Here is a 23,315-nt window from a genome sequence, read left to right as displayed (position 1 = left end):
CATCGTACTTAAAATGAATTTAGAGACAAGTTGTAAGATTTTTCCAAAATTTTTGTCATAACATTTCCTATGAGGTAAATAAAAATTTAGGAAGCATTCATAAAAAAACCCAATGAGTCATTGGGTTTTTTATAAAATTAAGAGGATTTTATTATAGAACTTCTATGATACCCGCAGCTCCCATCCCTGCACCAATACACATAGTAACCATACCATATCCTTTTAATCCTTTGTTTTTCATACCATAAATTAAAGTAGCAGTACGTATAGCACCTGTGGCTCCTAATGGGTGTCCTAAAGCAATGGCACCACCATTGGGATTAATTATATTCTTATCTAAATTAAGCTCCCTGATCACTGCCAATGATTGCGCCGCAAAAGCTTCATTTAATTCAATCCATTTTATATCAGATAATGACAAACCTGATGATTTTAATACTGCTGGAATGGCTTCTTTAGGTCCAATACCCATATATTGTGGTAAAACACCTCTAACTTGGAATCCTACATAGCGTGCGATGGGTGTTAAATTATATTTTTTCAAAATACTTTCTGACACAACCAAAATAGCACCAGCACCATCAGAAGTCTGTGAACTGTTACCAGCAGTTACAGTCCCCTTATTCATAAACACAGGTTTTAATTTCGATAATCCCTCTAAACTAGTATCAGGCCGCGGTCCCTCATCAGTATCCACTGTAAATTTAGTTTCTTTCACTTTTCTAGTGTGTAAATCAGGGGTTTTAACAATAACTTCAATTGGTGAGATTTCATCTTTGAATTTATGTGCTTGAATCGCTGCAAGTGCTTTTTTATGACTTTCTAGAGAGAAATTATCTTGATCCTCTCTGGATACTTTCCATTTTTCTGCTACTTTTTCAGCTGTTAACCCCATACCATAGGCAATGGCCAAATTTCCATCTTGTGTAAAAATTTCGGGGTTTAAAGCAATTTTATTTCCCATCATAGGAATCATTGACATTGACTCTGCACCAGCGGCAATCGTAACTTCAGCTTCACCTGTACGTATTCTATCTGCTGCAATTTGTAATGCATTTAAACCACTGGAACAATACCGATTAATGGTTAAACCACTTACTGAATCTGGTAGGCCGGCTAATAAGACAGCAACTCTTGCAAAGTTCATGCCCTGTTCTGCTTCGGGGAAAGCACACCCCACTACTACATCATTAATCTCTGTATGATCTAGGTTGGGTGTTTGTTTTAATACAGATTTAATAACATGAACCAACATATCATCAGGTCTTACCGTTTTGAGCACACCACGGGGTGCTTTACCTACCGGTGTTCTTGTTGCAGCTACAATATAAGCATCTCTAAATTGACTCATCTTTTATGACTCCAAAATTTTTTTTTCATGGCTTTACTTCACTAAACTAAAGCCATATACATTATTCATAGTAAATTAATTTCTAACAGTTTTACCTGTAGTTATGATTCCTTGGATTCTTTCTTGGGTTTTTTCATTTTTTAATAAATCCATAAACACCTTTTTTTCTAAATCTAAAATCCATTGTTCATCTACAATACTGCCATTTTCAATATCACCACCAGTCATAATCCAAGCAATTTTTTGCCCTAAATGGCTATCATATTCACTGATGAAACGACCCTCTTTCATATTCACTAATTGACCAAATATAGAAGCAGCTACAGTTCTACCCCCTACTGTAAATGTTTGAGGTTGTTCAGGCTTAAATCCAGACTGAGCCAAAGTTAAGGCTTCTTGAATAGCAACATAGAGTAGTTCGTAGGCATTAAATATCACTACATCACTTTCTCTCAAATGTTTAGTTTCTTTAGCCTCTAGAGCACTTGTAGCAACTTTAGCCATTGCAATATTCATATAATAATCTTTTATGGAAGCTAATAGGTCACCTTTACTTTCCTGTATTGCTCTTAAGGCAAACTCTTTAGTTCCACCACCCCCTGGAATTAAGCCAACCCCTACTTCAACAAGACCTATATAGGATTCTAATGCCGCTACAACTTTATTACTGTGTAATAAAATCTCACATCCGCCACCTAAGGCATAACCATTGACAGCAGAAACAACGGGTACTTGTGAATAGCGAATTTTCATGGAAACATCTTGGAATAACTTAATTGTTTTTTCAATAGCTTGAAAATCTCCGCTGGTAAATGCTGGCATCATTGATTTTAAATCAGCACCGACGGAAAATGGCGCACTCTCATTCCAAAGAACAACAGCTTCAAATTCCTGTTCCGCAATATCAATGGATTGACTAAATCCTGATAAGACATCATAGCTTATTGCATGATTTTTATTTAAATTTTCAATAATTAAAACCTGATCATCCAAAGTAAATGCTCTAACAAAATCACTTTGCCAAACTGTCTTACCTAAAAGTTTCTTACTTTCACCTAGTAACCTAGCTGGTACAATTTGTCGTTTATATACATCTAAATTAGAACGTGGTTGGTAACTACCATGTGAAAATTTAAAGCTACCATTATCATTATGGAATTCAGTTAAAGAATTTAGCCAGTTAGGCAGTTCTGCTTTTGTCATCATTTTTCCTGCAGATATATCTTCTTCAAGCCATTTTTTAACCTGTTGGATTCCGGTACTCTGCCATGTTTCTAGTGGACCCACATCCCATCCAAATCCCCAACGAATAGCAAAATCGATTTCTCTAGCAGTATCTGCAATATTTTCTGCATGATAAGCAATATAATGAAAAACTTCAGCAAAACAAAACCAAACAAATTGAGCTTGAGGATTTTTTGACTGTCGTAATGCTTTAAACTTTTCTAGAGGATTTTTAATTTTCAGTAATTCAGTAACTTCTGTATCGGCTTTTTCTCCACTAAGCACATATTTTTTAGTTTTAGGATCCAAAACAAAATATTGTTTTCCTTGTTTTTGATAGATACCCATACCTGTTTTTGAGCCTAGATTACCTTGCTGGATTAAGAAATCTAACCAATCAGGCTGTGTGAAATATTCATGCCAAGGATCATTTAGTAGATTATTTTCCATGGTTTTTGCAACATGTGAAAAAGTATCTAACCCAACAATATCAGCCGTTCTAAATGTGGCCGATTTGGGACGTCCTAAACGTTTTCCTGTCAAATCATCGACTATATCAAATCTTAAATCATATTTTTTAGCTAGGTGAATTGTAGCCAACATAGAGAAAACACCTAAGCGATTAGCAATAAAATTAGGTGTATCCTTAGCTCTTACTACACCTTTACCTAGCGTAGAAACTAGAAACCTTTCTAGGTGGTCAAGATATTCAAGCTTTGTTTGTTTGCAAGGGATTAACTCTACTAAATGCATGTATCTTGGAGGATTGAAAAAATGAATCCCACAAAAACGATGTTTTAAATTTTCTGGAAATTTAGAACATAATAACTCTATCGATAACCCTGAGGTATTAGTAGCGAAAATAGTAGTATCTCCGAGAAAGGGAGTAACTTGCTTATAAACAATTTCTTTAATATCCAGTCTCTCAGCAACTGCTTCAATGACTAAATCACAATCTCTTAATTCTTCTAAATCATCATCATAATTCGCTGCCTTAATATAATTTAAAGATTTAGAAGTAGCCAAAGGTGCTGGTTTTATTTTCTTTAATCCTTGTAACGCATTTTCTACAATCAAATTTTTCGACCCCTTTTTGCTTGCTAAATCAAACAAAACTGTTTTTACCTTAGCATTGGCTAAATGACCAGCAATTTGAGCTCCCATTACGCCTGCACCCAATACTGCTACCTTTCTAACAACAAATTTTTTTTTTGTCATTACATAAACCCCATAAAATAGTTTTCATAAAAAACATGCTGATGGATCTCATCAGCATGCCTACTTTTAGTTTTCAGAATACAAACCTATCAAGTAAATGTTCATCATGTTGATCAAGTTTCATATCAAAATCATCCACCATAATAACATAGCGTTTTAATTTTCTTGATTCGGTTACATCATCAAATTCTTGTTGTGTGATCCAACCTTTATCAAGAGCTTCTTGCAAGCGATTTTTAGGAGAGAATGTCTCAAATTGACCATCACGCTCAATCTTACGTAGTTTCTTTTCTATTGGTTCAGACTTAATAATAGCCTGACGTGTATGAACTAGTAATTTACTGTAATTTTTCTTTTCATCCTTTTGGCCGATATATAAACCTTTGGCTATACGTCTAGCTGTGGGGCCATCCTCCATCATTAAGGTAGATACCTTAGAACCTAGATCGTCACTAGGTGCATGTAATCTCCTACCTAAGGGTAAGATTAATATTCTGGCAAGTAAGGCTACAAAACGATTTGGTAAATTTCTAATGACTTCATCTAAAGCAACTTCAGCTTCATTTAGAGTTTTCTCTACAGAATATTGTAGTAATGGAATATCCTCCTTAGGACGACCATCTCTTTCAAAACGTTTTAATGTAGCAGTTGCTAAATATAAATTACTAACAATATCACCTAAACGAGCTGAAATCTTTTCTTTGAATTTCAGACTACCACCAAGGCTACCCATAGTCAGGTCAACTAGAGTCATAAAGTTAGCACTCAAGCGCGTTACTTTTTTATAGTAAGGTGAAACTGCACCAGAACGTGGTGAATTTGCAAATATTCCATTGGTTAAACTTAACCAAAAACTACGACTTATATTTACCAAGATGAAATGCAAGTGTCCAGATAATGCTTTGTCAAAACCGGCAGCATCATTCTGTGCTGCTGCAGTCATTTCTTTTAATACGTATGGATGACAGCGAATAGCACCCTGACCAAATATCATCAGCGTACGAGTTAAGATGTTAGCACCTTCTACAGTAATCGAAATCGGGATCGATTGATAAGCCGTTGCTAACGGGTTCCTTGGTCCCAAAACAACTGTTCTTCCACCATAAATATCCATAGCATCATTAACAGACTCACGACCTTGTTCTGTTAAATGATATTTTAAGATAGCTGAAATCACACTTGGATTTTCACCCATATCTAATGCAACTAAAGCCAAATCTTGAGCTGCCTCTGAAATATAAGCATTTGCAGCAATTCTGGCTAATGCTTCACCGACACCATCAAAACGACCAATAGGTAGGCCAAACTGATCACGAATTCTGGAATATAAAGCAGTTGTATAAGCACTGCCTTTGGAGGCCGCAACACCACCGGCAGGTAGAGAAATACATCGACCAATTGATAAACATTCCATCAGCATTGGCCATCCCTTGCCGGCTCTTTCAACACCACCAATGATCCAATCAATTGGGATAAACACATCTGATCCCCAAGTAGGACCATTCATAAAAGGGCTTCCAATAGGATAATGACGACGACCAATATTCACACCTTTATGTTTAGTTGGTACTAGAGCAAGTGTAATTCCAATATCTTTTTTGCCACCAAATTGATCACCTAATAAACCATCAGGATCATACATTTTAAACGCTAATCCAAGTACAGTGGCAACTGGTGCCAACGTAATCCAACGCTTCTCCCAGGAAATACGAATTCCCAATGTGTCTTTATGCTCCTCTCCAGTAATAGGATCAATATAATCACCTTTACAAATAACACCATAATCAGGAATACTTCCAGCGTCAGAACCTGCGTAAGGACTTGTTAATGCAAAACATGGAATTTCTTCACCCGTAGCCAAACGAGGTAAATAATAATCTTTTTGTTGCTGTGTACCATAGTGTTGTAGCAATTCACCAGGACCTAAAGAGTTTGGTACCATCACTGTGACACCTGCGGTGGCAGAGTGACTATGGAGTTTTCTTAATACTTGACTATGAGCATACTGGGAAAATTCTAATCCACCATATTGTTTCTTGATAATCATACCCCAAATACCAATATCTTTGATTTTTTGCCAAACTTCAGGTGGAAGATCTTTTATATGATGTGTTACTTCCCATTCATCAATCATAGAACATAGCTCTTCCAAAGGCCCATCAATAAATGCTTGTTCTTCAGCAGTTAATTTAGGATCTGGATAATTTAACAATACTTGATAATCAGGCTTACCTGAAAACAACTGACCATCCCACCAAACAGTTCCAGAGTCAATTGCTGCTTGTTCTGTCTCAGAAATAGTAGGAGATACTTTTCTGAAAATTGTAAAAATCTTATCTGAAATTGTTCGACGAACAGGTTGAAATGTTGTAACAATGGCCAGAATGGTTAATATGATATATAGGAGGTAGTGAATCCAAGTAGTCTCACAACCTGTAGCGAGCTGGCCGCCCCAAACCCCCAACAATCCTGCTACTGCAATGATTATACCTCTAGCCGCTACGTATGCTGCTATTCCCACAAATAACAGCATTAATACAATGCTTGTCACAATACTCATTAAACATCTCCTTTTTAACATTTGCCTTTGAGTAAAGGCTTTAAATCATATAAAATGATCCCTTACGCAACCAGTATTAATCGTTTCACTATTAAAATAATGAAAAAATTAGCTATTTTATAATTATTTTATCTAATTTAAAACATAAATTTTAAACTTTTAATGTTGCATTTAATAATTTGTGCTTCGTAACTTCCCGAACATATTAAATACCTTATCATTATTTTTAGTATCCACCATTTCAATAAGAAAAAAATCACTACTACCAACGTTTGGTATAAATCAAATTTGAAGGAAATCTAAAAATTTTTTAGAGTCTGAATCCACAATCAACACTGGTGAATTTACTTTTTAAAAAACAGGCTGTCAAGTTACTTTGATATTTTAAAAATTTTTTAGTTTATTTTTATTACAGTTATGCTTATACCATTTAACGACTTGAATATTAATGACTTGAATAGGAAAGAAGCTCTAATCGATAACAATAAATTGGATATTAATCAAGGTAGTTATTGCTTAATCAAGAGAAAATTGATGTTAAGATCCAGTACATAATCAAGAACAATAAAATCACATGACAGAATAAAGCCAATACTATACTTGTGGTTTATGAGTAGTTAATATTCCCTACTAGCTTTCATTCTTGTATCCAATCATCAACTAAACAAAACTCTGATAGAATCAGTTTAAAATGACATTTTTATTAAAATAGATGTACTAATACAAATCCTATTAAGTATTTTTTTACAATAAAAAAATATAGTTTATAATTTCGTAGTATTAGTTTATTAACTTGGAAAAGTATTGGTATGCTACATGATAGTCAACAGGAAAAAATTGTACTTAGTAAAACTAAAATAAAACAAGAAATGAATGCATTACAAGCATTAGGAAAAAGATTGACGACTCTTTCAATAGCAGAGAGAAGGAAACTTAGTATTCCTGACTTTCTAGAGGAAGCAATACAAGATTATTCCAAAATAAAATCTAATGGTGCTAAGCGTAGACAGTTACAATTTATTGGCCGCTTAATGAAAGAATTGTCCCAAGGCAATGTGCAGGTTATCACAACTTATTTTTCCATACTAGATGGTAATAATCAGAGTTATAATGCTTATATAAAAAGGTTAGAAATAACACGTAATGCACTCATTAGTAATGAAGGTACTTTAACTGAGTTTCTTTATCAGCATCCCAATGTTGAATCAAGTTATTTGAGAACATTAATTAGAAATTGTAAAAAAGAATCATCTGATCATAAGCCTTCCAGAGCCTATCGAGAGATTTTTAAGCTTCTAAGAGAAGTAGAACCTTTTGATTATCAATCATAAAATGCTACAATTATAATGTTGCCTTTGTAACTTTAAAGATAACAGAATTTGATAATAGATTAGAGTTTACTACATGGATATATTAACTACAATTAACGAGGCTAAGAAACAAGAAGTATCCCGTGCCAAAGAGTACCTTGACTTTAAATCTTTAAAATCACAGTGTCTTGATATCCCCTCCCCAAGAGATTTTTCTGGAGCGCTACGCAGCCTGGTTTCCCAAGAAAAAACTACAATTATTGCAGAAATTAAAAAAGCCAGTCCTTCTAGGGGACTGATTAGGGAACACTTCGATCCCATCGACATTGCCCAATCTTATGAGCGATCAGGAGCTGCATGCCTGTCAATATTAACAGATGTACAATATTTTCAGGGTAATCCTAAATACATATCACAGGTAAAGAGTAAGTGTAACCTACCAATTTTACGTAAAGATTTTATTATTGATGCTTATCAAATTTATCAAAGTAAGCTTTGGCAAGCTGATGCTGTATTATTAATTGCTGCCTCCTTAAGTCAGTCTCAATTGGAGGATTTTGAAGGGATTGCATTAGAAAATGGACTATCAGCTTTAATTGAAATACATGCTGAAGAAGAATTAAAAAAAATTGAATCCTTAAAATCACCCTTGATAGGAATTAACAATAGAAATTTAAAAAATTTTGAAGTTAATATTGAACGGACTTTGGCTTTAAAACCCTTCATCCCCAAAGAAAAAATTATTATCTGTGAAAGTGGTATTCATGATCATGATGACATAAAACATATGAGAGAGAATGGTATCTATGCTTTTCTTGTTGGGGAAAGTTTGATGAGGCAAGATAAATTAGATTCTGCATTATTGCAATTAATTAATGGTAAATGAAATATGAGCATTATGATCAAAAGTAGTGAAGAAATTGAAAAAATGAGAGTGGCAGGTCGATTGGCAGCTGAGTTATTGGATTACATAGAACCTTATGTTCAACCAGGTGTGACCACAAATGAGTTAAATGATTTATGCCATAATTATCAGATCAATGTACAAGGGACAATACCAGCACCTTTGAATTATGGTAATCCCCCCTTTCCAAAATCAATATGTACATCTGTTAATCACGTTATATGTCATGGTATTCCTGATGATAAAACACTTAAGAATGGAGATATTATTAATATTGATGTGACGATTATTAAGGATGGGTTTCATGGCGATACCAGTCGAATGTTCGCAGTTGGTGAAATTAGCACTTATGCCAAACGTTTAATTAAGGTGACTCATGAATGTATGATGTTAGGTATCAATGAAGTTAAGCCAGGAGCCATGCTTGGTGATATAGGTTATGCTATCCAAAAACATGCGGAAGAAAATGGTTACTCAGTTGTTAGAGAATTTTGTGGACATGGTATTGGCAGGGTTTTTCATGAGCAACCTCAGGTTCTACATTATGGCTATAAAGGTACGGGTTTGGTACTCAAACCAGGTATGATCTTCACTATTGAACCGATGATTAATCAAGGAAAAAGGCAATTAAAGATTTTGAATGATCAATGGACTGTGGTTACTAAAGATCGTTCCTTATCTGCTCAATGGGAACATGAAGTTCTTGTTACTGATAATGGGTATGAAATTCTTACAATCTCTCCTAAATACGGTAAACCATGATAGACTGACATCATTGATATTGAATATATCCCCTATTCTTCCCTATATTTAGCATGCTTTGGTATATTTGACTAATTTTATCGGGTATAATAAAATTCAGCGTAAGACAGAAAGTATTATTAATCAATAAAGTGTCATTTTATGAAGCTAACAACTAAAGGTAGAAATGCTGTTACAGCCATGCTTGATTTGTGCATTCACTCACAAAATCAACCAGTAAATCTAAATTCTATCCATGAGAGACAAGATGTTACAGTTAATTACCTTGAACAAATATTCATTAAGTTGCGTCGGGCAGGCTTAGTAAAGAGTATTAGAGGGCCTGGTGGAGGCTATGTACTTAGTAGAGATCCTAGCTCTATTAAAATAGCAGAAATAATTAATGCTGTTGAAGATAATTTGAAAGTAACCCGATGTGATGGATTGGTTAATTGCCGTGATGGTGCCAAATGTCTTGGACATGACTTGTGGCATAGCTTAGAAAAAGTATTGGATAATTTTTTACATAATTATTCATTGTATGATGCTGCTTATCCTGTATCTTCTTCAAAAAATCAGGAAATACAGTTCTTGAATTATCGACAAAACAATAATGTAGAACATAATAATAATATAGAACACAACGGAGAATATTAATGAGTATTAAACTTCCTATTTATTTAGATAATGCTGCTACAACGAAGATAGATCCGAGGGTAACTGAGAAAATGATCCCTTATTTATCAGAAATATATGGTAATCCAGCAAGTAGTAGTCATCAATTTGGTTGGATCGCAGAAGAAGCAGTTGAAGAAGCACGACAGCAAGTTGCTGATTTGGTCAATTGTGATAGTAAGGAAATTATTTTCACCTCAGGTGCTACAGAGGCTAATAATTTAGCACTCAAAGGTGCTGCTCAATTCTATGAAAAAAAAGGGAAGCATCTCATTACAGTAAAGACAGAGCACAAGGCAGTATTAGATACAATGAGAGAGCTTGAAAGAGAAGGTTTTGAGGTAACTTACTTGGATGTTGATGAATATGGTCTATTGAACATAAATGCTTTAAAAGCAGCTATTAGGGATGATACCATTTTAGTTTCTGTTATGTGGGTCAATAATGAAATTGGTGTTATTCAAGATATAGATGCTATTGGTGAGCTGTGTCGTGAAAGTAAAGTTATATTCCATGTTGATGCAGCACAGGCTTGTGGGAAAATACCTATAGATTTACAAAAAAGTAAAGTTGATTTAATGAGTATGAGTGCTCATAAGATTTATGGACCTAAAGGTATAGGTGCATTGTTTGTACGTCGTAAACCAAGAATTCGCTTGAATGCACAAATGCATGGCGGTGGTCATGAAAGAGGATTTAGAAGTGGTACCTTACCTACTCATCAGATTGTAGGAATGGGTGAAGCTTATCGTATTGCAAAAGAAGAAATGACTCAAGATTATGATAAGGCCTTGTTGCTACGAAATTTATTTTTAAATGAAATTAAAGATATTGAACAAACTTATATTAATGGTGATTTAAATCGGAGATTACCTCATAATATTAATGTAAGTTTTAATTTTGTAGAAGGTGAAAGTTTGATTATGGCTGTCAAAGAAATTAGTGTATCCAGTGGATCTGCCTGTACTTCTGCGAGTTTGGAACCGTCATATGTATTAAGAGCTTTAGGTAGAAATGATGAATTGGCTCATAGTTCTTTAAGAATTTCTTTGAGTCGCTTTACTACAGAAGAGGAAATTATATATGCAGCAAACTTAATCAAAGAAAAAGTAACAAAATTAAGAGAGCTTTCTCCATTATGGGAAATGTACCAAGAAGGTATTGATTTGAATACTGTTCAGTGGACAGAATAATAATTAAATTTTTTAAGGAGACTAACATGGCTTATAGCAAAAAAGTGATTGACCATTACGAAAATCCTAGAAATGTAGGATCTTTAGATAAAAATGATATTCATGTAGGAACGGGGATGGTTGGCGCCCCTGCTTGTGGTGATGTCATGAAATTACAGATTAAAGTCAATGATGCTGGTATTATTGAGGATGCTAAATTTAAGACTTATGGTTGTGGTTCTGCTATTGCCTCTTCTTCTTTAATGACAGAATTGGTTAAAGGAAAATCGATAGATCAGGCCTTGGCTATTAAAAATAGTACAATAGCAGAAGAGCTTGCACTACCTCCTGTTAAAATTCATTGTTCTATTTTAGCTGAAGATGCGATTAAAGCAGCTGTTAATGACTATAAGAATAAAAATAATGCCTAATTTTTAAGGAGTATTCAATGATTACTTTGTCAGAAGCTGCGGCTAATCGTGTCAAAAAATATTTGAATTCTCGTGGTAAAGGTGAAGGAATTCGAATTGGAGTACGTACAAGTGGTTGTTCTGGTATGGCCTATACTCTAGAATTTGTAGATTCGCCACTTGATGAAGATATCGCTTTTGAAAGTTATGGTGTTAAGGTATTTGTTGACCCTAAGAGCCTTATTTATTTAGATGGAACAGAACTTGATTTTCAAAAAGAAGGCCTACAGGAAGGTTTTAAATTTATTAATCCAAATGTTAAAAATGAATGTGGTTGTGGTGAAAGTTTTCATGTTTAGAATAAAATGAATTATTTTGAAATTTTTAAGTTCCCAGTTCACTATGATCTTCCTTTGGATGATTTAGAGTTTCAATTTCAAAAATTAGCAACACTTTATCATCCAGATAGGGTAGCTTCTCTATCGGTTTTTGAAAAGAATCAGTATATGCAAATGTTTACTACATTAAATGAGGCTTATCAAATTTTAAAAAATCCCATTTCTAGAGCTGAGTATATTCTCTCTTTAAACAATATTGAATATGATCCTGAAAAAACATTCCAATGTGATCCTGAGTTGCTAGAGACTCAAATGTTATTCCGGGAAAAAATAGAGGTTTCGCAAAATCTAACTGATTTGATACCTATTGTAGAAGAGATCAAAGTAAATCTATCTTCTCTTTTTTTAGATATTTCTTCGTTCATTTCGAGTAAATCTTGGGATAAAGTTATTACCTTGATAGACAAGGCAAAATTTTTTACTAAACTTCTAATAGTAACTCAACAAAAACAGACATTTTTAGAAGAAGAATAAATATGGCTTTATTACACATATCAGAACCTAATCAGAGTTCAAAACCTTACGAGGATAGGTTTGCTTTGGGAATAGATCTAGGAACAACAAATAGTTTAGTGGCAACTACTAAAAATTCTGAAACTATTTGTCTTAAAGATGAAAATGGTAGAAATGTTCTCCCCTCAGTCGTAAGGTATTGTGATAATCATCAGATAGAGGTTGGTTTTGATGCTTTGAGCGCACAACAATTTGATCCACTGAACACTATTAGTTCAACTAAGCGATTGATTGGGAAAACTTTAGCAGATATTCCTATCATAGATAATTTACCTTATGAGTTTATACCCAATAACAATATTATTAAATATAAAACAAGACAAGGTATTAAAACGCCTATTGAGGTTTCAAGTGAAATTTTAAAAGTACTATACCAAAGAGCTGAAAAAAATTTAGGTGAGAATGTTGCTGGTGCTGTCATTACAGTTCCTGCCTATTTTAATGATGCTCAACGTCAAGCAATTAAAGATGCTGCAAAATTGGCAGGTGTTAATGTGCTTCGATTAATTAATGAACCAACTGCAGCTGCGATTGCATATGGCTTAGAAAACAAATCTGAAGGCCGTTTTATTGTTTATGATTTAGGAGGTGGTACTTTAGATGTCTCAGTATTAGAATTATCCAATGGATTGTTTAAAGTATTAGCAACCGGAGGGAATACTGGTCTTGGTGGAGATGATTTTGATAGACAAATAGTGGATTATCTGATCAAGCAAAATAAATTAGAAAATTTAAGTCTGCAAGATACACAATTGATTTATTCTCTGGCTAGATCTTTAAAGGAACATTTAACTCACAATAAATCTGCTGTGATTCAATGTACTTTGAGCTCAGAGGAGTTATTTGAGTTTACACTTGATCAAGATAAATTTTTTCAATTAACTCAATTTTTAGTTGATGAAACATTAAACTCAGTAAAGCTGGTTTTAAAAGATGCCAAATTAACCTTGGATGATATTAAAGGTGTTATCATGGTGGGCGGTTCGACAAGAATGCCACATGTACAAAAAACTTTAAGTAATTTTTTTAGACAAGAATTATTAAACAATCTTAATCCTGAAACTGTTGTTGCTGTTGGTGCTGCAAAACAAGCTAATTTATTGATAGGGAATAATAAGCAAGATGATTGGTTATTACTTGATGTCACTCCCCTTTCTTTGGGTATTGAAACTTATGGTGGATTGACAGAAAAGATTATTCCTAGAAATAGTACTATTCCTATTGCTAAATCTCAAGAGTTTACAACTTTTAAAGATGGACAAAGTTCTATGATGATACATGTAATTCAAGGAGAAAGAGATTTAGTGTCTGATAATAGAAGTTTAGCTAAATTTACATTGAGTGGTATTCCCCCTATGGTAGCTGGTGCCGCCAGAGTACTAGTTACTTTCCAAATTGATGCTGATGGATTATTAAGTGTGATAGCAAAAGAAAGCATTACAGGACGAGTTCAACACATCGAAGTTAAACCTTCTTACGGCTTGGATACTGAAACAATTACCAGAATGTTACAAGACTCAATTACAAATGCAAGTGAAGATGTTCAAAAAAGAAATTTAAAGGAAGCATTAACTGAAGCAGAAAGTTTGATTAATGCAGTACTAGTAGCACTTAAAACAGATGCTGATTTATTAACATCAGAAGAAAATCAAATGATCCAAACATCTATTAAGAATTTAAAGACAGCATCCAAAAGTTTTCAAATTGATGTTATTCGTGCTTGTATTGATGATTTATCTCATGTCACCGAGAACTTTGCAGCTAGGCGCATGGATAAAAATATTTATGATATATTATCAGGTGAACATATTAATAATATTTAATAGGAACTAACAGTGAATCAAGGAATTTGTTTAATGAGAAAAAATTGTAGTTATAACTTTGTATTGGCCATCATTTTCTTTATCTGCTTGTTAGGAGCAGGTGCATCTTTTTTGTTACAATACGTTTTTTATTATAACCCATGCCCACTTTGCATTTTCCAAAGAGTAGCAGTTATAGTAACTGGTCTTGTAGTATTGGTTCTTTTATTAATTTCTCATAAAAAGATGCTTACCAAGATCATTTCTGCCGTCCTAATTTTGATTCCATGTGCTTTTGGTATTGTTTCTGCCGGTAGACAAATATATTTACAGCATCTTCCAGTGGATCAAGTTCCATCATGTGGACCTGGATTAAATTTTTTAATAGAAAATAATTCTTATTTTGTTGTATTACAGAAAGTGTTTAATGGTTCAGGTGAATGCGCAGTGGTGGAAAAATTATTTTATATTCCTTTACCTTTTTGGAGTTTAGTCATGTTTGTCATGATTGCATTGCTGGCCATATTGGGTATTACTAATAAAGATTATATTTAATAATCAATCTTTTCTTAGGAACAAGCTTATATTTATTTTAGCTTTGTTTTGAGTATACCAAAAATATTTAGCAACATAACAAAACCTAAAAACCACATAATTATTTATTTTTATAGTATGTCCAATAGCTATATTATTCAATGTTATATTTGTTTAAGCGAGAGTATTCACAAAATTTTGATTAATTAGGAAAGATATAAGATAAAATTTTCCAAATTTTTTGATGCTTTCCACTATAACAAATATCTAATAGATAATCATTTCCTGCTTCTACTCTCAATCCCCCTGCTACATCTTATTTTTCTATGCATAACAATAACAAATCCAACAATGGGATAAAATTTTACAAGGTCATTTATCCCACAAATCAGTTAATTGCACTGTCTTTCCTCTATAATATTTAAAAATATCTAATATCAGATTCAAGGTAGATTTTTTAAATACTTAAGATTATCAATAAGTTTGTCAGTTAATCTTATATTTTACTATTTCTTTTATTTAATTTTAGTGCCAATACGTTTAGGTTCTTTGAAATTCATCCATACAAAGAAAGCTTTGCCCTGAATATCCAATTCATCTACAAAACCCCAATAACGTCCGTCTTCACTATTATCTCGATTATCACCCAAGACAAAATATTTACCTTTGGGAACTTCACATACAATTCCATTATTACTTTCAATAATACATGGATTTTCAGGCTTCACATTATCCCCATCTAATGTTGGGCGATTAGGAATCTCATAAATATTGAATTCTGTAGTATCAATTTTTTGATGAAACTCTTGTACCTTTATAGTGTAAGGTGTGGCAACGTTATAAGAATTTTCAAGATATTCCCCTATTCCCAATAATTTTTTACTAATTTCTTGTCCATTAATAATCAAATTTTTGTCCCTAAATTCAATCTTATCTCCAGGCACACCAATAACTCGTTTAACATATTGAATTTTTCTATTTAGTGGAAAATTAAATACAATAATATCACCTCTTGCTACGGGGTTATTAGTGATTAATGTTTTATTTGAAATAGGTATTTTTATCCCGTAATTATATTTGTTAATTAGAACAAAATCACCTACTACTAATCCAGGTCTCATAGAACTGGAAGGAATAATACTTAAATCAACAATAAAAGAACGAATGACAAAAATAATCAAGAAAATCCAGAAAAAACCCTTAAAATAATCAACCAAATGCCAAAGAGATAATTCTTCGATATCTGTTTGTTTAGATTTACGGTAGAGATGATAAATGATATAAAACAAGCCGGTTAATATTGTCATCACAAAAAATACAGTGGCAAAACTGAAAAATTCAGACAATAAACAAAATATGGCAATAACTAATAATAAAAAAGACCAATCAATTAAAACTGGTAGGTTCCCCTCTTCAACTAACTCAGTTTTATCTGCCATAAAGAATAGGATAATAGCTAAAAATAATAAAACACAACCTACAACTAAAAACGATAAACCACCGAACACTTGTATTTCCTTTATCTTATTTTTTCAAAAAAACGATTAAATTGAGATATATTCATTAATATGAAAACAGCTCTCCCATAAATATCTTTTTTATTAATCAATCCATGATGTCGACTATCCAAACTATGGTCTCTATTATCTCCTAAAACAAAATATTGATCATTTGGAATGCTGCATTGAATAAATGTCTCCACTGGAATGCAGTTTTTATCTTTTATTAATAGCTCATTATTAAGTAAGTTTTCATCTTCAAAAATATTAAATGTGTTTAGTTCAATATTTTGTTCAAATTGTGACAATTCATGCGGTGCTTCTATTTTACTTAATTTTTTCAAATCTGTATTTAAAATTTTATTAATAAATTTCTTTTTTATTTTTTGACCATTGATTAATAGTGTTTTATCACCATAAGTTATTGTGTCTCCTGGTATACCAATGACTCTTTTAATTAAATTGATTTTTTGTTTTATATCTCGGAAAACAATCACTTGACCTTTTTGAATAGATTCTTTTTGACCTTTATTCGAAAAATAAATTGAATTTTTTGGTAACACTACAACAATATCACCTTCTTTTAAAGTTGGTGCCATAGAATTAAAAGAGATATAATAAAAACTTGCTAAAAATGAATGGGATAAGGCTAATAATAAAAGCCAAGGCAGTAGTTTTTGTAACACTTCACCGATCGTTTTTGAAAGTGACTGAATATAAAGTGACTGAATATTATGTTTTGGGGGGATTTTATCCCATATAAAAAAAATTGATCCAGTAACTATAAGACACCATAAAACTTGGGTTAAAGAAAAGAAACTAAGTAGAAATATAAATATTCCTACTAGTAGTAAGCAAATTAGCCAGATGGATTTTTGTTGAAAATCAATTAAATTTTTTTGTGTATGATGCCGTAAAAGTATTGAAGCAACCAATATCAGAGATAATCCCATAAAAGATAGGGACACAGGCATTATTTTTGATCTCCAATTTGTAATACTGCTAAAAAGGCAGATTGAGGAATTTCTACATTACCTACTTGTTTCATACGTTTCTTACCTGCTTTTTGTTTTTCCAATAATTTTTTCTTTCGAGTGATATCTCCACCGTAGCATTTTGCCAGTACATTTTTACGTAAAGCCTTGACTGTCTCCCTGGCAATAATGTGTCCTCCAATTGCTGCTTGTATTGCAATATCAAACATTTGACGAGGAATTAATTCACGCATTTTATTCACTAATTCACGTCCCTTAAATTGAGCAGATTGTTTATGTACAATTAAGCTCAAGGCATCAACTTTTTCCCCATTAACTAAAATATCTAATTTAACTAAATCAGCTGCTCTAAATTCTTTAAAATGATAATCTAACGAAGCGTAACCTCTTGAAGTTGATTTTAATCTATCAAAAAAGTCCATAACTACTTCATTTAAGGGTAAATCATAGGTCAACATAACTTGACGACCTAGGTATTGCATGTTGGTTTGTATGCCCCTTTTTTGATTGCATAATGTCATGACAGCCCCCACATATTCTTGGGGGACTAAGATAGAAGCTGTAATAATCCTTTCAAACATAGTTTGAATAGACCCTGCGTCAGGTAATTTAGAAGGGTTTTCTACTTCTATTTTTTCACCATTTTTTAGCAGGACTTGATATACCACGGTTGGTGCTGTGGTAATTAAATCAACATCAAATTCTCGTTCTAACCGTTCTTGTACAATTTCTAGATGCAATAAACCTAAAAAACCACATCGAAAACCAAACCCTAAGGCTTGAGATACTTCTGCTTCAAAATGTAAAGATGCATCATTCAATTGTAACTTTGCTAAGGCATCTCTTAAATTGTCATACTCATTCGATTCTATTGGATATAAACCTGCAAATACCTGAGACTGCACTTCTTTAAAACCTGGTAATGGTCTATCAGCAGGATTATTTACTAAAGTAATGGTATCTCCAACTTTTGCTGTTTTCAATTCCTTAATTCCTGATACAACAAAGCCAACTTCTCCAGCTTTTAATTCTTTTCTACTTTCAGACTTGGGGGTGAACACACCAAGTTGCTCAACCAAAGCTGTAGTTGATGTGGACATAAACTGTATTTTGTCTTTGAGTTTAATCTCTCCATCAATCAAACGAATGAGTATTACTATACCGACATAATTATCAAACCAAGAGTCAATGATTAAAGCTTTTAATGGGGCATTTTTATCACCTTTTGGAGCTGGAATTTCATTGATGATTAACTCTAAAATATCCTCAATACCCTCACCTGTCTTTGCTGAACATTGTACTGTACCTGTTGTTGCATTAATTCCTATAACATCTTCAATTTCTTGAGCTACTCTATCTGGGTTTGCATTGGGTAAGTCAATTTTATTTAGTACAGGTAAAACCTCCACTCCCAAATCAATTGCAGTGTAACAATTAGCGACTGTTTGTGCCTCAACCCCTTGAGAAGCATCAACAACCAACAAAGCACCTTCGCAGGCAGATAATGAACGAGAAACTTCATAAGAAAAATCTACATGTCCTGGTGTATCAATCATATTGAGTAAATAAGTTTTACCGTCTTTAGCTGTATAATTTAAAGCAACAGTCTGAGCTTTAATAGTAATTCCTCTTTCTTTTTCAATTTCCATAGAATCCAATACTTGAGAGCTCATTTCACGCATTTGCAAACCATCACAGTGTTGAATTAAACGATCAGCTAAAGTTGATTTACCATGATCGATATGTGCAATAATAGAAAAATTACGTATGTTTTTCATAAGTTTTTCAACGAATCAATTTAAAAATGTTTGATTTTAGCTGATTTTGAAAAAACATGCAGTATAAAATCATTAAAATACTAAGGTATAATTAGATCGATAAGATTAAATGGAATATAAATTATGTCAAAAAAGAGATTAATACAAGCTAAATGGATTGTCACAATGGAGGATAAAAACCCTATCTTAGAGGATTATGGGATTGTATTAAACAATAATATTATCGAAGCAATTTTATCTCCTAAAGAGATTAAAAAAACAAATTTTGAAAAGAAAATTGAATTAAGAAACCATATTTTAATGCCCGGGTTTATAAATTTACATGGGCACAGTGCTATGACACTTTTTCGTGGTTATGCTGATGATTTAGTTCTTATGGATTGGTTAAATAAGCATATATGGCCCCTAGAGTCGAAGTTTGTTAGTGAGAAATTTGTTTATGATGGTTCTTTATTAGCCATGGCAGAAATGATTTTAAGTGGTACGACTACTATTAATGATATGTATTTTTTTCATAGCGGGGTCGCTAAAGCTGGTATTGAAATGGGTATGCGAACATTTGTAGGTTGTTCTATTTTAGAATTTCCAACTAACTATGCTCAAAATTCCAAGGAATATATAAAAAAATCACTAGAAGAAAGGGCTAAATTTACTGGAGAACCTCTTATTACTTTTACCTTGGCACCACACGCACCTTATACTGTTACTGATGAAACTTTTAAAAAAATAGTTAAAATTAGTGAGCAAGAGGATATGTTGATTCATTGTCATATCCATGAAACGGAAACAGAAATTCAACAAAGTGTGGAAAAATATAATGAACGTCCTTTTGATCGATTACAAAAATTAGGTATATTACAAGCTAATTTGATTGCTGCACATATGGTATTTCTGAGTAATGATGAAATACAAAGAGCTCAAAGAATTGGTCTGAGTATTTCCCATAATCCATCCTCTAATATGAAACTTTCTTCTGGTTTTGCCCCTATTTCTACTTTACTAGAACAAGGCGTTAATGTAGGGTTGGGCACAGATGGTGCTGCCTCTAACAACCGTTTAGATATGTTTTCTGAAATGCGTCTTGCCTCATTAATTGCAAAAGGTTATTCTAAGCAACCAACTGATTTATCTGCTTATGAAACATTAAAAATGGCTACTATTAACGGTGCTCGTGCTTTACATATTGATGACAAAGTGGGCTCGATTTGTGTTGGAAAGCATGCTGATATAATTGCGGTAGATACTTCGAAAGTAGAAAATCAACCTGTTTATGATCCTATTTCTCATTTGGTTTATACTTTAGGTAGAGAAAATATTTCTGATGTTTGGATTAACGGTCGTCGGGTATTAAAAAATAGAGTATTGACTAATATTGCTGTCAAAGAGTTACATAAAAAAGCTAAACATTGGCAAAAAAAATTAATTACATAAGGATAGAATAAATGGAAAATGACATTATAAAGGCAAACATTAGTCATGAGGAAGTAGATAAATTTGGTCAATTAGCTGATAAATGGTGGGATAGAAATGGTCCTTTAAAGTCCTTACATGATATTAATCCGTTGCGTTTTTCTTTTATCCAAAAATATACTGGTTTAAATAATAAAAATATTCTAGATGTTGGTTGTGGTGGTGGGATTTTGACGGAATCTTTAGCCAAATCAGGTGGGAAAATAACAGGTATTGATTTGGCTTATGATTCAATTGAAGTAGCTAAACTACATGCAGAAAGACAGGATTTAGCTATCGATTATCAAGTGATAGACGTAGAACAATTATCCCAAGAAAAATCAGATGAATTTGATGTGATCACCTGTATGGAGTTGTTAGAGCATGTGCCTGAACCTGAAAGATTAGTTAAAGCTTGTACACAATTATTAAAACCTAATGGTTTATTATTTATGTCCACTATTAACAAAAATATTAAATCTTATTTACAAGCTATTATCGTTGCTGAATATATTTTGAAATTGGTTCCAAAAAAAACCCATGAACACTCTAAATTTATTACACCTGCTACCTTAGCGCGCATGGCGAGAAATAATAATTTAGATATCGAAGGTATGTCTGGGTTTTCCTATAACCCAATTACTCAAGATTATTTTTTAACTCCTAAAGTGGATGTAAATTATATGATTGTATTTAGAAAGAAAAATAATTTGGTATAGAATTTCTAGTATTGTGTTATGCTAAATCAAAAATGATTATTTTAAAACATAATAATTTTGTATCCTCATATTCTCTTTTAACTTTCGTCAACTATCCAAAATGTCAATATGTGGTATTTTGCTTTGTAATCTAATATCCATCCTTCGGTATTTTTAGTTATGTTTTATCCTTATTTCATAGTACGAAATTAGATAGAAAAATTGTTTGATCAAAATATCCGTATAGCATTTCTGTGGACGAATTTATGTAGATCATGTTTAAACCTATTGTCAGAAATTTTTTTATTCGACTATCAGTGATTGGCCTGTTACTTAATTCTGCAGTACTTCTAACAATATCCAATCATTATTTATTTTAGATAAAGAAAATAAAATAGGTTCTCAGCTTTTGTATCCTGATGATTCAGTTTATAATCAGCTGCTAAAAATTTTAATTGAGAGAATCAAATGATAGATGATTATGCAATCGCAGACATAAATCAAGCTGCTTGGGGAAGAAAAGAAATTGATATTGCAGAGACTGAAATGCCTGGGTTAATGGCAATTCGTAAAGAATTTAAAGATCAGCAACCATTAAAAGGGGCTAGAATTGCTGGTTCTATTCATATGACGATACAAACTGCTGTATTAATGGAAACACTAATTGCTTTAGGGGCTCAGATCCGTTGGGCTTCTTGTAACATTTTTTCTACACAGGATCAGGCTGCTGCAGCTATGGTGGAAGCAGACATCCCAGTTTTCGCCTACAAAGGTGAATCATTGGAAGATTATTGGGCGTATATACATAAAATTTTTGAATGGCCTGATGGGGAATTGGCCAATATGATTTTAGATGATGGTGGAGACGCTACTTTGTTACTTATTTTGGGTTCAAAAGCAGAAAAAGATCTTGATTATATTGCCTACCCTAATAATGAAGAAGAAAAAGCTTTATTTGCTAGTATTAAAACACATTTGGAACAAGATCCACATTGGTATTCTAAACGTCTGGAAAAAATTAAAGGGGTTACTGAGGAAACGACTACAGGTGTTCATCGTTTGTATCAATTGCAAGCTAATGGTGAGTTGCCCTTCCCTGCTATTAATGTCAATGATAGCGTAACCAAATCTAAGTTTGATAATTTATACGGTTGTCGTGAAAGCTTAATTGATGGCATAAAACGTGCAACTGATGTGATGATTGCAGGCAAAATCGCAGTTGTGGCAGGTTATGGTGACGTAGGTAAGGGTTGTGCCCAAAGTTTAAGGAGTTTAGGTGCTACAGTGTGGGTTACTGAAATTGATCCTATTTGTGCTTTACAAGCAGCAATGGAAGGTTATCGTGTTGTACATATGGATGATGTTGTTAGTCAGGGAGATATTTTTGTTACTACCACAGGCAATATCAATATATTAACCCATGACCATTTGATTTCAATGAAAAATGAAGCTATTGTATGTAATATTGGCCATTTTGATAGTGAAATTGATGTCGTATCATTGCGACAATATCCATGGGAAAATATTAAACCACAAGTTGATCACATTACGTTACCTAGTGGCAATCGTATTATTCTACTAGCTGAAGGACGTTTGGTTAACCTAGGTTGTGCTACGGGTCATCCTAGTTTTGTGATGAGTAATAGTTTCACTAATCAGGTATTAGCACAAATCGAACTATTTACCCAAGAAAATCAATATCAAAACCAGGTTTATATTTTACCAAAAAAACTAGATGAAAAAGTTGCAGAGCTACATCTAGGCAGGATTGGTGCTAAACTAACTAAATTAACTCAGGAACAGGCAGATTATATTGGTGTGAATATTGATGGCCCTTACAAATCTGAACATTATCGTTATTAATGAGTAAGTAATATACTAGGATTTATGATACTTAATTGAATATTATTTGTCAGGATATCAAAATTACCTCATATCCTGTTCAGGAAATACCAGAGAAATTTATTGAATTAGTGTTGTACGAACAATCGTATGGGGTTTCTTTTTGGATAAATGAAATGTGAACTAGTAAAATATTTAAATCAAGAACTCCATTGAGACTATATCCGGATATTATACTTCCT

The 23,315-nt window shown here is 33.0% G+C and carries 19 protein-coding genes; 13 read left to right on the top strand and 6 right to left on the bottom strand.

The genetic code is table 11. The features are described from left to right. Positions 1-151: 151 nt before the first annotated feature. The 3 genes from GKC53_01010 to GKC53_01000 form a co-directional block, all read right to left on the bottom strand. The gene (locus GKC53_01010) at positions 152-1,351 is read right to left on the bottom strand and encodes an acetyl-CoA C-acyltransferase (protein QRN40745.1); all 1,200 of its coding nucleotides are present in this window, start codon (positions 1,349-1,351) and stop codon (positions 152-154) included. Between the two features lie 75 nt (positions 1,352-1,426). Further along, positions 1,427-3,793: a 3-hydroxyacyl-CoA dehydrogenase gene (locus GKC53_01005; GenBank protein QRN40744.1), complete on the bottom strand. Its 2,367-nt coding sequence runs from the start codon at positions 3,791-3,793 to the stop codon at positions 1,427-1,429. A 73-nt stretch (positions 3,794-3,866) separates the two neighbouring features. Beyond that, positions 3,867-6,344 carry an acyl-CoA dehydrogenase gene (locus tag GKC53_01000; protein QRN41807.1) on the bottom strand — a complete coding sequence of 826 codons (2,478 nt, stop codon included), beginning with the start codon at positions 6,342-6,344 and terminating at the stop codon, positions 3,867-3,869. Between the two features lie 818 nt (positions 6,345-7,162). Here GKC53_01000 and GKC53_00995 point away from each other — a divergent pair. The 10 genes from GKC53_00995 to GKC53_00950 all read left to right on the top strand — a co-directional run bounded on the left by GKC53_00995 (position 7,163) and on the right by GKC53_00950 (position 14,833). Further along, positions 7,163-7,684, top strand: a complete 522-nt coding sequence (locus GKC53_00995) for a DUF615 domain-containing protein (GenBank protein QRN40743.1) — start codon at positions 7,163-7,165, stop codon at positions 7,682-7,684. A gap of 73 nt (positions 7,685-7,757) precedes the next feature. Beyond that, positions 7,758-8,549 carry an indole-3-glycerol phosphate synthase TrpC gene (trpC, locus tag GKC53_00990; protein ID QRN40742.1) on the top strand — a complete coding sequence of 264 codons (792 nt, stop codon included), beginning with the start codon at positions 7,758-7,760 and terminating at the stop codon, positions 8,547-8,549. Positions 8,550-8,552: 3 nt separating this feature from the next. Further along, positions 8,553-9,329: a type I methionyl aminopeptidase gene (gene map / locus GKC53_00985; GenBank protein QRN40741.1), complete on the top strand. Its 777-nt coding sequence runs from the start codon at positions 8,553-8,555 to the stop codon at positions 9,327-9,329. Positions 9,330-9,470: 141 nt separating this feature from the next. Then, positions 9,471-9,965, top strand: a complete 495-nt coding sequence (locus GKC53_00980; GenBank protein QRN40740.1) for an Rrf2 family transcriptional regulator — start codon at positions 9,471-9,473, stop codon at positions 9,963-9,965. Next, positions 9,965-11,176, top strand: a complete 1,212-nt coding sequence (locus GKC53_00975) for an IscS subfamily cysteine desulfurase (protein ID QRN40739.1) — start codon at positions 9,965-9,967, stop codon at positions 11,174-11,176. The genes GKC53_00980 and GKC53_00975 overlap by 1 nt, the downstream gene beginning before the upstream one ends. A gap of 26 nt (positions 11,177-11,202) precedes the next feature. Then, complete coding sequence (gene iscU / locus GKC53_00970; GenBank protein ID QRN40738.1) at positions 11,203-11,586, top strand: Fe-S cluster assembly scaffold IscU; 384 nt, start codon at positions 11,203-11,205, stop codon at positions 11,584-11,586. A gap of 17 nt (positions 11,587-11,603) precedes the next feature. After that, positions 11,604-11,924, top strand: a complete 321-nt coding sequence (gene iscA / locus GKC53_00965) for an iron-sulfur cluster assembly protein IscA (GenBank protein QRN40737.1) — start codon at positions 11,604-11,606, stop codon at positions 11,922-11,924. Positions 11,925-11,930: 6 nt separating this feature from the next. Further along, complete coding sequence (gene hscB, locus GKC53_00960; protein QRN40736.1) at positions 11,931-12,437, top strand: Fe-S protein assembly co-chaperone HscB; 507 nt, start codon at positions 11,931-11,933, stop codon at positions 12,435-12,437. A 2-nt stretch (positions 12,438-12,439) separates the two neighbouring features. Continuing rightward, complete coding sequence (hscA, locus tag GKC53_00955) at positions 12,440-14,299, top strand: Fe-S protein assembly chaperone HscA (GenBank protein QRN40735.1); 1,860 nt, start codon at positions 12,440-12,442, stop codon at positions 14,297-14,299. A 33-nt stretch (positions 14,300-14,332) separates the two neighbouring features. Next, positions 14,333-14,833, top strand: coding sequence for a disulfide bond formation protein B (locus GKC53_00950; protein QRN40734.1), 501 nt, complete (start codon positions 14,333-14,335; stop codon positions 14,831-14,833). A gap of 494 nt (positions 14,834-15,327) precedes the next feature. On the opposite strand, the gene lepB (GKC53_00945) is transcribed toward GKC53_00950, so the two are convergent. The 3 genes from lepB (GKC53_00945) to lepA are packed head-to-tail and all read right to left on the bottom strand — an operon-like array spanning position 15,328 to position 19,084. After that, positions 15,328-16,320 carry a signal peptidase I gene (lepB, locus tag GKC53_00945; protein ID QRN40733.1) on the bottom strand — a complete coding sequence of 331 codons (993 nt, stop codon included), beginning with the start codon at positions 16,318-16,320 and terminating at the stop codon, positions 15,328-15,330. Between the two features lie 11 nt (positions 16,321-16,331). Continuing rightward, positions 16,332-17,285 (bottom strand): signal peptidase I, encoded by a 954-nt coding sequence (gene lepB, locus GKC53_00940; GenBank protein ID QRN40732.1) that lies wholly within the window; start codon positions 17,283-17,285, stop codon positions 16,332-16,334. After that, positions 17,285-19,084, bottom strand: a complete 1,800-nt coding sequence (gene lepA / locus GKC53_00935) for an elongation factor 4 (protein QRN40731.1) — start codon at positions 19,082-19,084, stop codon at positions 17,285-17,287. Before lepA ends, lepB (GKC53_00940) begins: the two co-directional genes overlap by 1 nt. Before the next feature lie 123 nt (positions 19,085-19,207). On the opposite strand from lepA, the gene GKC53_00930 reads away from it, so the two are divergent. The 3 genes from GKC53_00930 to GKC53_00920 all read left to right on the top strand — a co-directional run bounded on the left by GKC53_00930 (position 19,208) and on the right by GKC53_00920 (position 23,094). Then, a complete protein-coding gene (locus tag GKC53_00930) occupies positions 19,208-20,515 on the top strand; it encodes a TRZ/ATZ family hydrolase (GenBank protein QRN40730.1) in 1,308 nt (435 codons plus the stop codon). A gap of 11 nt (positions 20,516-20,526) precedes the next feature. Further along, positions 20,527-21,252 carry a bifunctional 2-polyprenyl-6-hydroxyphenol methylase/3-demethylubiquinol 3-O-methyltransferase UbiG gene (gene ubiG, locus GKC53_00925; GenBank protein ID QRN40729.1) on the top strand — a complete coding sequence of 242 codons (726 nt, stop codon included), beginning with the start codon at positions 20,527-20,529 and terminating at the stop codon, positions 21,250-21,252. Positions 21,253-21,699: 447 nt separating this feature from the next. Next, complete coding sequence (locus tag GKC53_00920) at positions 21,700-23,094, top strand: adenosylhomocysteinase (protein ID QRN40728.1); 1,395 nt, start codon at positions 21,700-21,702, stop codon at positions 23,092-23,094. Positions 23,095-23,315: the final 221 nt, after the last annotated feature.

Source organism: Neisseriaceae bacterium, assembly GCA_016864895.1.
Taxonomy (GTDB): domain Bacteria; phylum Pseudomonadota; class Gammaproteobacteria; order Burkholderiales; family Neisseriaceae; genus QFNR01.
This window is presented reverse-complemented; position numbering and strand designations above follow the sequence as displayed.